This is a genomic window from Bacillus sp. JJ1521 (assembly GCF_036965165.1).
Lineage (GTDB): Bacteria > Bacillota > Bacilli > Bacillales > Bacillaceae_L > Ferdinandcohnia.
In genome coordinates, this window is sequence record NZ_JBALOX010000019.1 from 20,379 (window position 1) to 32,664 (window position 12,286).

The window sequence follows — 12,286 nt, forward strand, 5'->3', positions numbered from 1 at the left end:
GTGAATGGAAAATTAATATGAATAAGCAAACCAATAGATGCATTTACACCATATCAGGTCTATTTGGAGTTGGTTAATCTACAATTACAAAGGCACTTGTCCAGGGGGAAAATTTGCCTTAAGGGATAACAATGCTTGTGCAATCAACTTCTCACCTTCCTCTACTCCATGAGTTAGGAGAAGGTTAATGCTTAATTTCTGAAATATCTATGTTAGAAACTTTATTAGCTGAGTACTATCTTTTTTATGGCCATATCTTGACCAAAATTCAATCTCAAAACCTTTAAACCTTCTATGCTATCTGCTCTTTTAATCCATCTGTTACGTGTGATATGGATGTTAGAGTGTCCAAACCGCTTTTATTGGGGTAAGCGTGGAGATAGCCGGTCCCCTAACTCAATTTACCCATAAAATAGGCGTTTGAAGTTTAGTTATTGCCCAAACAGCTTTTGGAATTAAGAATATATTAGAAATAAAAGTTATGGGAAAAAAAGCCGAGTAGGAGGGAAAATGTGAAGGTCTTAATTTTAGCTGGAGGGTTTGGCACAAGAATAAGTGAAGAAACCCATTTAAAACCCAAACCTATGATAGAGATTGGTGATAAGCCAATCTTATGGCACATTATGAAATTGTACTCTAGTTATGGTTTTAACGACTTCATTATTTGTTTAGGGTATAAGAGCCATGTTATCAAAGAGTACTTTTTTAACTATTCCCTTTATAATTCCGATATTACCTTTGATCTTCAGAAAAAAAATAAAAGTATCATTCATAAAAACTCCGCTGAACCTTGGAAGGTCACCTTGGTTGATACAGGTTTAAACACATTGACAGGTGGTCGGATCAATAGAGTGCGGGACTATGTTGGAAATGAGCCTTTTATGGTGACGTATGGCGACGGAGTTAGCGATGTCAATATAAAAGACTTAGTTGAATTTCATCGCTCCCATGGGAAGTTAGCTACAGTAACCACTACACAGCCAGAGGGCAGGTTCGGAGTTTTGTCCTTGACTGCTGACCAAAAAGTAGAGAAGTTCCGGGAGAAGATACAAGGGGATAGCAGTTGGATAAATGCTGGCTTTATGGTATTGCAACCAGAAGTTTTTAACTACTTAAATAACGGCGACCAAACGGTATTTGAAAAGGAACCATTAGAGAACCTTGCCAAGGATGGACAATTAATGGCTTTTAAACATACTGGCTTTTGGTATCCGATGGACACTTTACGGGATAAGCGATATTTACAAGAGATTTGGGCTTCGGGTAAAGCTCCCTGGAAAACATGGGATAAAGATGATTAAGGAGTAAAATTTTTATTAGATTTCTCTAAGGTCCGAGGGAATTATGAGTTATTAATTATGGTTCTATTGGCTTCTTAGGAAGTAAGTTATTATTCGTCGAAAAACGGTACTGGGATTCAGTGCAATGCCACATCGAGAAAATGAAATTATAGAATCAAAATTAAAATATAGGTGGATAAAAATGAAGAAAGATAAAAACAATACAATTTTTCAGACAGATCTTCAGTATATATTTAATAAGCTTGGAAAGTCCGAAAAAGGAAAACTTAAGGATTCATCAATCTTAATAACCGGATGTGCCGGATTCTTAGGCTATTATTTAATGTCATTTTTATCCGAATATTCAGATGAAATTGGCATTAAAAAGATTATTGGAATTGATAATTTTAAACTTGGGAAACCAAAATGGATTGAGGATCTAAGTAAATCAAATTCAAAGATTGAACTTTATTCTTTTGATATTACTGAATTTTCATCATTTGAAACGAATAAAATTAATGATGTTGATTTTATTATCCACATGGCATCAATTGCCTCACCGACCTATTATAGAAAATATCCTCTTGAAACAGTTGATGCAAATGTATTAGGACTAAGAGGTTTGCTGGATTTTTATAAGAATAAAGACATTAAAGGGTTTTTATTTTTCTCCAGCAGTGAGGTTTATGGTGATCCATTACCGGATTATATTCCAACTTCCGAGGATTACAGAGGAAATGTGGCTATGATAGGACCGCGCGCATGCTATGATGAGGCAAAAAGATTTGGGGAGACACTTTGTTACCTATATGCCGAAAAATTCCATATGCCGATTTCTATTGTCAGACCATTTAATAATTATGGACCAGGTATGAGACTTAATGATAAGCGGGTACCGGCTGATTTTGCGAAAGCAATTATTGAAAACAAGAAGCTGGTCATGTATTCCGACGGTAAACCAACTCGAACGTTTTGTTATGTGACAGATGCAATCACTGGATATTTAAAGGCATTACTATATGAACCTTTTGACTACTTTAATATAGGTATTGATAAACCCGAAATTTCGATAAAAGAATTGGCTAGGATTTATAAAGAGGCAGGCTTAGCTATTTATGGGTTTAATCAATCAATCGAATTTAGAGAATCTGATGAACAGAGCTATTTAACACATAATCCATTAAGAAGATGTCCCGATATTACAAAGGCTAGAGAACTGTTAAAATATTCGCCTTCTATTTCTATTGATGAAGGTGTGCATCGCTTTCTAACCTTTTTGAAAGAAGGGGGGGGAATTCAGTGATTACCGTGATCGGCCTAGGCTTTGTTGGATTGACAACTGCTTTGGGGTTTAGCGATAAAGGGTATAGTGTTTACGGCTATGATATTGATCAAAAGAAAAAAGAGAAGTTAAGAAATGGGACTATTCCCTTTTATGAACCGTATCTTGATGAGAAATTAAATCAGCATTTAAACAAAGGTTTTACGATTGTTGATGATTTACAGGAAGCTGTAAATAATAGTAAAGTTATCTTTCTTTGTGTTGGAACCCCGAGTAAACCAGATGGGGGTGCATATTTAGGCTATATTTTGGATGCAATTAAAAGTATAGCTGCATATATAAAAAAGCCGAACTTTAAAGTGCTGGTTCTTAAATCGACCATTCCTCCATCAACGACAAGCGAAAGTATTAAACCGTATATAGAAAGTCTGGGTTTTAACGTTGGTGTTGATATTGGTTTAACTAATAATCCTGAGTTTTTAAGAGAAGGTTATGCCTGGGAAGATTTTATTAATCCAGATCGAATTGTTATTGGTCAGGAAGAAGATAAAAGCGGACAGATCGTGGAAAAAATGTATCAGTCATTTAATGCCCCTATCTATAGGGTTAGTTTAAATACGGCAGAATTTATTAAGTATTTATCTAACACTTTGCTAGCAACTCTTATTAGTTTTGCGAACGAACAGTCGTTGATCGCTAAATCCATTGGCGATATTGAAATAAAAAAATCCTTTCAAGTCTTGCATCTCGATAAAAGATGGTTTGGTGATCCAGCTAAAATGACATCCTATGTTTATCCGGGTTGTGGTTTTGGAGGCTATTGTCTTCCAAAGGATACTATGGCATTAGTTAACCAATCATTAAAGAATTCTTACTCACCAGAAATATTAAAAGGAACCTTAAGAGTAAATGAGACAATTAAAGAATTTGTTGTAAATGATGTGGCAGTAAAAGTAGAGGAGGATGAGTATATAGGAATTCTCGGTTTAGCATTCAAGGCAAATTCAAATGACGTAAGGGATACACCCGCAAAATCAATTATTGAAAGCTTAGTGCAAAAAGGATTTAAGAATATTATTGCCTATGACCCTATGGCCATTGAAGAGTTTAAAGAGGCTTATGGTCTTCCTATTGAATATTCACCTAGCTTAAAATCGTTACTTGAGAAAGTAAATCACGTTGTTATTTTAACAGAGTGGGATGAATTTCTATTAAATAAAGAATCAATAAAACAAAAGAATATTTTCGACTATCGTTATATATACGATTAATTAAGATGATGAAAAACTGCTTGATTACTCATGTATAGGGAAATTTCAATCTGAGATGCTCTTATCCATTACCGTTTTTCTAACCCTTTTTTGTAAATTGAAGTAGTGAGCAGTACTCCACACACGTTGAGTACTGTGAGTTGATAGAATTAATTAAATAAAAAGCAAATGGGTTATGTATCGTATTCACTTGACCATTATGGAATGGATTTTATACCCTGGCAATGTTTATGCCCAAGGTCTTGAACATCTGATGTAGAGCAGTTTCTATACCGGTACCGAGGGTTTGCAGCAGTGGAAAAAGAAAGCGCTCTCTGAACCTGCCTATTTTGTGGCGAAAAACGAGGATAAAGGAGATAAATGACTATGAGTAACCCTGCCAATTCGTTGATAGACTTTATCAAAACAAGATATCCGGAGTTATCCGGAGAGCATATTTACGAAAATAAACAGGGTTGGTCCAATCGAGTCTTTGTTATTGGCGACAGACTGATATTCCGTTTTCCGCGTACAGAAAAGGAAAAGACCTCAATGAAATTGGAACTGCGCATTTTGCCGAAGTTAAAAAAGGCACTGCCTGTAGATATTCCGGATTTCATCTATTCCTCCAGCGACTCCGATGAGATTAGGTATGTAGGGTACAAAATGATTCCTGGCATCCCACTCAAGGATATAAAATGTTTATCCGCTGCACAACGAACATTGATGGCAGAAAATTTGGGCCGTTTTCTTACAGCTCTTCATACGTTTCCGGCAGATTCTGATTTTCCACCTGCCGAACTGAAGCCAGAATATACAAAAATATATTGGGAAAATTTTTACGAAGGAATCAAGGAAAAAATATTTCCCGTGATTTCCTCTATGGAAAAGGCTAAAGTAGAGAGCTTATTTGAGGGCTTTATCATGAATCCTGAAAACTTCGTGTTTAAATGCAGCCTCATTCACGGAGATTTGGACTCGAAACACATCCTTCATGATCCGGTAAATAAACATCTTTCGGGTATCATTGATTTTGGATCGATGAAGGTTGGAGATCCCGCATATGATTTTACAGGTATTTATAAGTCCTATGGAAAGGATTTTTTCAAGAAGGTTCTTCAATCTTATAGAGTACCGATGGACAAAGCCTTTTATGACCGGATATGTAATTTTTATGTAAAATCCATTATGTTCGAAACTCTGCTTTATGCATTAGAGACTAAAAATGACAAAGTCATTAAGGTCTATCTTAAATATTTGCAGGATTTATAAAATTAGTGAAGTTTAAGGGACTATCAGAATGGAACTAAATCAGAAGAAAACTTGCCGCCTGATACCGAGCAATTATCTGATTTCGCCATACACTGGCAATTTTCAATGATAGAGGCACATCTTTCATCAATATTGTATTGAGACAATACAACAGAACGAGCTTGCCTCGTTATCTCTTCCAAAAACAGGTATCACAAGTATGTAAGGTTTTTAGTAATTAATAACAAATGCACGAAATGGATCTCACATTTCGTGCATTAATTTGTGATAGTAATTAATATATAAACTTTAGACTGGGATTGTATAAATGCATTTTTATAAAGTACTTTTAACACCAAACGATGATTTTATAGGGTACATTTTATTATAAAGCCAGCCTTTTTCCTTATTCAATTTGTTTCTGAGGCTTATTTTGGGGGATATATGTTAGCTTTCGGTATATTAGGTTAAATAGATAAACGTAAGAGAGGTCAATTAAAAATGGAGATAAAAGGGAATAAACACATTTAACTCCCTAATTCGCCCTCATTTATTGTAAAAAGAGAAATAGTCCTGTTCAGTTGTTGCTATATTTATAGTAATGTATAGCTTTTTCTCTGCTTAACTTTTCGAAAAATCCATAGGTGAAAGTATCATCAATGGACTTAACCCTCTTGATAGCTTTTTGAATTGCTTTTATATAGGGAATGTAAACATGATTTATAGTATCTTCGTTCACCCGAGAATAATAACATAAGTCAAACTCAAGCTCGTTTATTATTGCAAAACCGCTAAAATGATAAACAACCAGTTTTTGATTATTGATATATACCTCACTGTCACTAGCGTTAAATTCTGGGGTACTTTCATAATTTCCTTCATTCCATGGTCCTATATTGATTCCTGGGTTGTTTGATATTATAACACCTGAAAACAGCTCAGGCCATTTATTCAAATACTTTTGGTCTGTCCAAAGATCCTCCTCATGCCAATGAAAACACCATTCCAAACACTTCGTTCTCCACCATTCAAGGCATTGAAAAGCATTTGAATCTCTCTTAAAGCCAATTAACCCTGCCTGATATGTGCCTGAATCTTCAATATTTTTGGCAAGTCTTTGTTCGCAAATAAAAATGGAACCATCTCCCCATTGATTAAGGATCGATTTTGGATCTGAGTAGAAATATAAATCCCCGTCAATATACATTATGGAGTTAATAAAATTATAGTTATTCAGGAGATATAGGACAAAGGGGGATTTTAAAGTAAAACTATACTCATGTGATGTTCGAGACTTTTTTACGGAAAGAAGCTGCTCATCTTCGATACTCTCTAATGGAATAATGGTTACATTCTTTAAATTCATCCTTTTGAGGAATTGTTGAGAAATATCATCTAAGCAGCATATCCAGAGGTGAAAATTCTTTGCGTGCTTTTCTAAGGAGTCGTGTAGAGCTAGACCCTTTAATAAATACTCTTTTCCAATAATAGTGCAAAAATGATAGAATTCCATACTTGTATTCAATCCTCCTACCTATTTGAACTTAATCATTAGACCTTTTAATACTTTTATCTCTCCACATCCAAAGGAAATTGAATGCGTCTTTCTCACGTTTGAATCCTATTAAGCTTGTCAGATTGACTCCATACTCTTGTTGAGTATCCTGATCCATTTCGTTCTTCCAAATGAAAACAGGATTTTCCTTCCACTTACTGAATGCATTTGTCACATTAGAATTAAAACGAGCGTTCGGATCAACATATATCATATAGCGGATATTATAGTTGTTCTTTAAAATGTAAAATATCAATGGTGCTTTTAAAGTTCTACAGTATTCAGATGCATTGCGAGTATTCTTGACATTTAAAAGTTCCTGATCCTCAATATTCTTAATATCTATTAGAATTACATTTTCTAATTCCATATTAACCAGTGTATTATAGGTGATATCATCCAAGCAGCATATCCAGAGACGAAATTCGTTTGCATGCATTCTTAGAGAATTGTAAAATTCCAAGCCTTCAGACAAGTCTTTCTCACTGATGATTATACAGTAGTTATATTTGTCCTCGTATCCATCTACATTACTCGCCAGATTGAAATAATTTTTAATGATTCTACCGTTTGGAGTCTGTTTATAATAAAAATCCTTATCAATATTAGAAATGATATCCATTACCTCATTACACGCTTGGATATAAGGAACAAATATCCATTGTATAATCTGATCAGTGGGGAAATGGCCATGCGCACATAAATCAAACTCATTTCCATTAAAATATTTGAATCCATAGTAATGGAATAATAGTAGTTTATCTCCATTGATATATAGATTTTCATCTTCTTTGGTAACCGTATTTTGAGATAAAATAAACAGATTGGCGTTAATTCCAAGGTTCCCTGCAACACCAACATTATCAAACCTTGTTACCCAATCATTTACGTACATCTGGTCGCTCCATCTGCCATTTTCAGGTTTATCAAAGCACCAGTCAATCAATTTTTCTCTAAACCATTGGAGGCATCGAAGCGCATTTTGATCTCTTTTGAATCCCATAAAACCAGTATTGTAAACTCCATATATCTTACTTAACCATTCATATTCTCCTTTATATTGCTCTTCTGTTAGAAATACGGAGTAATTGCCCCACTCATCAAATATGGGTTGGGGATCTGAGAGAAAGGCTGTATCACCGTCCAACCATATAATATGGTCCAGCTCAGAAAAGTGATTTAATAGGTATAACAATATCGATGCCTTACTCGTCCAAATATATTCTTTATCATTGCGTGTACTTTTTATATTTGCCAATTCCCAATCATCATTTTCTACATCTTTCATACTTATCAGTGTTACGTTACTCAGTTCCATTTTTTCCAATAAGTATTTCACTTCATCCTGAGCACATATAATAAAGAAATGAAAGTCCTTATCATGTTTTTGTAGTGAATTATATAAGACCAGTCCCTTGTAAATATAATCCTTACTATAGGTTGAACAGTAGTAGTGTGTCAAAACCTTAACACCCCTTAATAGCGTAAGTATAGTACTTATTTAACATAAGTAATATTTCTTCCTAAATGCAGCCCTTGGTTATTAGTGCATCAAGAAGTAATGATTTCTTCTTAAAACACTCTAGTTTTTAACTAAACCTTCACCTTTGTATCAGTTAACTAATTTAGAATATGTTGTTGGAGAAAAAATGTTACGACAATACCCATGTACAATCATAAGTTTTAATAGGGGCCCGTTTTTTGGAAATTCCATTAGCATTTTGCCTTTATACACATAGTATTAATTGACAATATGAAAACACATCGATAATGATCAACCAATCTTTGAAAATAAACCATTAAGAAAACTATTGCGGGATAATCAATTGACAGTTTATCAACATGAGGGGTTTTGGCAATGTATTGAAACAATGAAAAATTTTCAAATAATCAATGAACAATGGGCTAATATAGGTCATGGGTTAAATTGTAAAGAAGTGGAGATGTGTACTGTGACAGGTGCTTTTACCAATAAAAGAGTGTTAATTACCGGAGCTAGCGGATTTATAGGATCCCACCTCGTTAGAAGAATGGTTGAGGAAAATGCTGAAGTAAATATTATAGTAAGAGAAGGATCCGATTTATGGCGGATTGAGAGTCATTTAAAAGACATTAAAATTCATCGGGCTGATTTAAGGGACTCTGAAAAAATAGATGTCTATATCAGAAAAATAAAACCTGATTATGTTTTTCATATGGCGGCTTACGGTGTTGATTCAAGACAAAAAGATTATTTTATTGCTGCTAATACTAATATCATAGGCACAATGAACATGATAAATACTTTGATTTCTGTTGGATGTAAAAAGTTCTTAAATATCGGTACGTGTATGGAGTATGGAGATAAAAAAGAAATAATTAAAGAAAATACTCACTTAGAACCATTCAATATTTATGGAAGTACTAAAGCTGCTAGTACAATTTTGGCACACCAAATTGCTGGAGAAAACAATATTGATATCGTTACTTTAAGGGCTTATGGGGTTTATGGAGAAAATGAAGGAAATCATAAGTTTTTCCCCCATATTATCTTATCAATTCTAAATAATAAAGATGTTGATTTAACAGGTTGTGAGCAATACAGAGATTATTGTTATATAGAGAATCTCATCGATGGTTTTGCTTTGGCTGCTCAAAATGATGCGGTAAAAAACGAGATATTTAATATAGGTACTGGAATAATCCATCCTTTAAAATACTATGTTGACAAAGTTTTTGAAAAAATGGAAACTGTTAAGAAACCTAATTATGGAGCTGTCCCCTACAGGTCAGGAGAAGTATGGAAGCCCCACCCTGATATAAGTAAAATACAAAAATTATTAGGATGGACGCCTAAAATAGGTTTTGATGAAGGTCTGGATAGAACAATACAGTGGTATGAAAGAAACAAAGAAAAATATATGTAAAATATGACCTCGGAAGAAATAAAAATACTGAAAGCTTTTTATCCCTCCCACAAGTGAAATTTATGAGGACCCAACCACTGAAACATTCTCACATTAGAAAAATATAACGACGATATATCCTATATGGGACAACGAGCTTGTCGTGATGAAGAAACATTATGGCATGGTTCATCAATATTCCTCCATAAGGTTATAGTTAGTTGATGGAAATATCCATTGTACTAGATGGTCGGTCGCAGAATGCTGAATAAAATGGCACTAGCAGAAGCTTGCGTGGGATATCTTGGGTAGGTTTAGCTTTGCTCCTACAAATTTTTTCGGAAAGAAGTGATTTTTATGGGGAGATTAGGTGAATTTATCAACATTGATCCGTATCAAGATAAAAGAGGCATGCTAAAAAAAATAATCAAGAAAAGTCAGCTACCGGATAGTAGTGAAGTTGGGGAAGTATATTTACTTTACTCAAACCAAAATAGTGTTAGAGGAAATCATTATCACAAAAATACCTTTGAGTATTTCACGGTTATCAGTGGTAAAGCAAAGGTGGCTTTGAAGGATTTGTCTCAAGGGGTACGTGAGGAGTTTTATATGTCTGCCGATGACAACGTTGTACTAAAGATACCTCCCTATATAGTACACGCTTTTAACAACGAATACATTGATCCATTGATTATTCTTGCTGTGTCATCAAAAGAGTACAGTGAATCTGATACTGACACATATATTGAGGAAATTCTTTAACTATAAGTAAATGAATTAAATTTTAGGCTACTTTGGTAATAAAAAATAACTAACTATTCTAAATGATTTACATTAGAACAATCCATACTTAATAAAGCATTCCATGGTGAAATGGGAACGAATGATCCTACAGAAGAAAGTGCAATTGAATTATTAAAAGAGTGTTTTAAGAACAATAGTGATATTTAATTTTTTTGACTACAATCTGACCACGAAACATATAAAACGGATTTTATTTAAGTTTATACTACATTAAAAAAGCCCGATAAATCAGGCTTTCAATACATCATTTTATTTCTTAGTTTCTTCATATTTAACATATAAATAAAAGAACGTAAAAAATACGGTTTAAAAATAGTTTGTTTGGAGCAGGGTAAGGAAAAAGTCCTTACCCACTGCTCATAAAATTGCTCATCGTCATTTTCTATTCTATTTTAGGACATTTTAAATGCAGTCTAAAAATCCCATTAAATCAATGATTCTATCAATCTATTTTCTTCTATTTTATTACTTGATGAATGGGCTTCATGATGTAATAAAACGCCTGTGAATGTAGATTTATCAAGGGTTGAAGGTTTTTTATTCTCTCCGAACCCTTAAAAATCACATTTTACTCACATTTATTTTGAAATTCCTAATTGGAGGTTGTTTCCAAGGGTCTGATGATCCTTTGTGAAGCATCCTCTTTCATTTTTTTCGTAACATGTTTGCAGACTCTAAATAGAGTAAATAAAATCTTCTGACCAACGTTCGGATAATTCTGTACAGTGTGATTTAAATAATAACGAGTTCGGTATTCATGTAAGTGCCCTTAAAGATTCATAGGGACATACATTAAAATTGCTTATACTTTTCTTTTGCTATATTCAGGAATGTAAGGGCTGGAGCAGACAAGGATTCCCCTTTTTTATAACTGACCACTACATGATTCTTGATAAACCGGGTTTCCTAAAGTGTAGTAAATAGAATCAGTAATTATATTATCCCGGGTAACCGTACTCTCTGGAATAATTGTTAAACCAACGCCTCTATTTGCTAAACGGAATGCACTTTCGATATTCTTCGTTTCGATTACAATATTAGGATTAATGGAGTATTCTTTAAATATTTCATCTGTGAGTCTTCTTAAACCAAGCCCTTTTTTTAGTAAATTAAATTTTTCCCCGTCCAAAAGATGGGGATTAAATGGAATGTGGGCAATAGGTTTCTTATCAGGATTATAATAGTTATGGATAGGGGGAATAACAAGAAATAGTTTTTCTTCATAAAGGATTTCACAGACAACTTCTTGATTAAATATAGGAAGCATGTTTAAACAAATATCAATTTTTCCCTTTAAAAGCAATGATTCCATATCATTCGCAGATTCCTCAACCAGCTCGATTTCAATCCCAGGGTAATTCAAAATGAATTCAGGCACGATATTATAGAGGGTATGTTAACCTAATATTGGGTTTATGCCAAGCTTTAGTTGTCCTTTTTTAATATTGAAGATATAAAAGAAGTCCCAAGCCAGATTTTAGGACCAATGCTCTTACAGCAATATGCCAATCGAATTGAAGAAGGTTTCTTTTAAAAAGTAACAATTACTATTGGTTTTTGCTGTTTTCATGTTGTATGTTCCTCCTGAAGTTTTATTTTGTTTCGGTCGTTTATCCACCGGCAGAAAGAAACATAACCATTCCATGGATAAAAACAATAGATAAAAATTGGAGGGAAAAATAAATAGGCTCGATGATTAGTAACAGAGACCTAAAAGAAAACATAACTTGTTAAAGAGAGTACACTTCGTAACTAATGATTTCGTTTACACAGAACTGGCATTGACTTTTCCACTCTTTATTCATGTTTAACCAAAATAATTACAATGGGGAGGAAAGAAATAAAATGTTACAAAATGAGCTACAAGGGTTGGCAATCGACCCTTACCAAGTTGGTCAGTTAGTTCCTCTGGATCATCAAAGCCAAGACCTGCATACGATGAGCAGGCTTTGTGGAGGCTGTGGCTTCCGATGTGGCGG

General features: G+C 34.1%; 9 protein-coding genes. 6 read left to right on the forward strand and 3 right to left on the reverse strand.

The window, feature by feature from the left end; translation table 11 throughout:
* Nucleotides 1-512: 512 nt before the first annotated feature.
* From rfbF to V7147_RS03930, 4 genes are all read left to right on the forward strand, one after another.
* Nucleotides 513-1,301 carry a glucose-1-phosphate cytidylyltransferase gene (rfbF, locus tag V7147_RS03915; protein WP_335366556.1) on the forward strand — a complete coding sequence of 263 codons (789 nt, stop codon included), beginning with the start codon at nucleotides 513-515 and terminating at the stop codon, nucleotides 1,299-1,301.
* Nucleotides 1,302-1,482: 181 nt separating this feature from the next.
* A complete protein-coding gene (locus tag V7147_RS03920; protein ID WP_335366557.1) occupies nucleotides 1,483-2,583 on the forward strand; it encodes an NAD-dependent epimerase/dehydratase family protein in 1,101 nt (366 codons plus the stop codon).
* Nucleotides 2,580-3,833 carry a UDP-glucose dehydrogenase family protein gene (locus V7147_RS03925; protein ID WP_335366558.1) on the forward strand — a complete coding sequence of 418 codons (1,254 nt, stop codon included), beginning with the start codon at nucleotides 2,580-2,582 and terminating at the stop codon, nucleotides 3,831-3,833. The genes V7147_RS03920 and V7147_RS03925 overlap by 4 nt, the downstream gene beginning before the upstream one ends.
* Before the next feature lie 366 nt (nucleotides 3,834-4,199).
* Nucleotides 4,200-5,084, forward strand: coding sequence for a phosphotransferase family protein (locus V7147_RS03930; RefSeq protein ID WP_335366559.1), 885 nt, complete (start codon nucleotides 4,200-4,202; stop codon nucleotides 5,082-5,084).
* Nucleotides 5,085-5,640: 556 nt separating this feature from the next.
* Here V7147_RS03930 and V7147_RS03935 read toward each other — a convergent pair.
* Nucleotides 5,641-6,576 carry a hypothetical protein gene (locus V7147_RS03935; protein WP_335366560.1) on the reverse strand — a complete coding sequence of 312 codons (936 nt, stop codon included), beginning with the start codon at nucleotides 6,574-6,576 and terminating at the stop codon, nucleotides 5,641-5,643.
* A gap of 31 nt (nucleotides 6,577-6,607) precedes the next feature.
* On the reverse strand, nucleotides 6,608-8,080 hold the full coding sequence (locus V7147_RS03940) for a glycosyltransferase (protein ID WP_335366561.1): 1,473 nt from the start codon (nucleotides 8,078-8,080) through the stop codon (nucleotides 6,608-6,610).
* Nucleotides 8,081-8,570: 490 nt separating this feature from the next.
* On the opposite strand from V7147_RS03940, the gene V7147_RS03945 reads away from it, so the two are divergent.
* Together V7147_RS03945 and V7147_RS03950 are read left to right on the forward strand one after the other, a co-directional pair.
* On the forward strand, nucleotides 8,571-9,524 hold the full coding sequence (locus tag V7147_RS03945; RefSeq protein ID WP_335366595.1) for an NAD-dependent epimerase/dehydratase family protein: 954 nt from the start codon (nucleotides 8,571-8,573) through the stop codon (nucleotides 9,522-9,524).
* 336 nt (nucleotides 9,525-9,860) lie between these two features.
* On the forward strand, nucleotides 9,861-10,265 hold the full coding sequence (locus V7147_RS03950) for a polysaccharide biosynthesis C-terminal domain-containing protein (RefSeq protein WP_335366562.1): 405 nt from the start codon (nucleotides 9,861-9,863) through the stop codon (nucleotides 10,263-10,265).
* Nucleotides 10,266-11,172: 907 nt separating this feature from the next.
* On the opposite strand, the gene V7147_RS03955 is transcribed toward V7147_RS03950, so the two are convergent.
* Entirely contained in the window at nucleotides 11,173-11,685 is a 513-nt protein-coding gene (locus tag V7147_RS03955) for a LysR family transcriptional regulator substrate-binding protein (RefSeq protein ID WP_335366563.1), read from the reverse strand.
* Nucleotides 11,686-12,286 lie beyond the last annotated feature (601 nt).

What these genes read in the sequence shown, in the direction of transcription:
- V7147_RS03920 (WP_335366557.1), top strand. Translation starts at nt 1,483, where the DNA reads ATGAAGAAAGATAAAAACAATACAATTTTTCAGACAGATCTTCAGTAT.
- V7147_RS03935 (WP_335366560.1), bottom strand. Translation starts at nt 6,576, where the DNA reads ATGGAATTCTATCATTTTTGCACTATTATTGGAAAAGAGTATTTATTA.
- V7147_RS03930 (WP_335366559.1), top strand. Translation starts at nt 4,200, where the DNA reads ATGAGTAACCCTGCCAATTCGTTGATAGACTTTATCAAAACAAGATAT.
- V7147_RS03950 (WP_335366562.1), top strand. Translation starts at nt 9,861, where the DNA reads ATGGGGAGATTAGGTGAATTTATCAACATTGATCCGTATCAAGATAAA.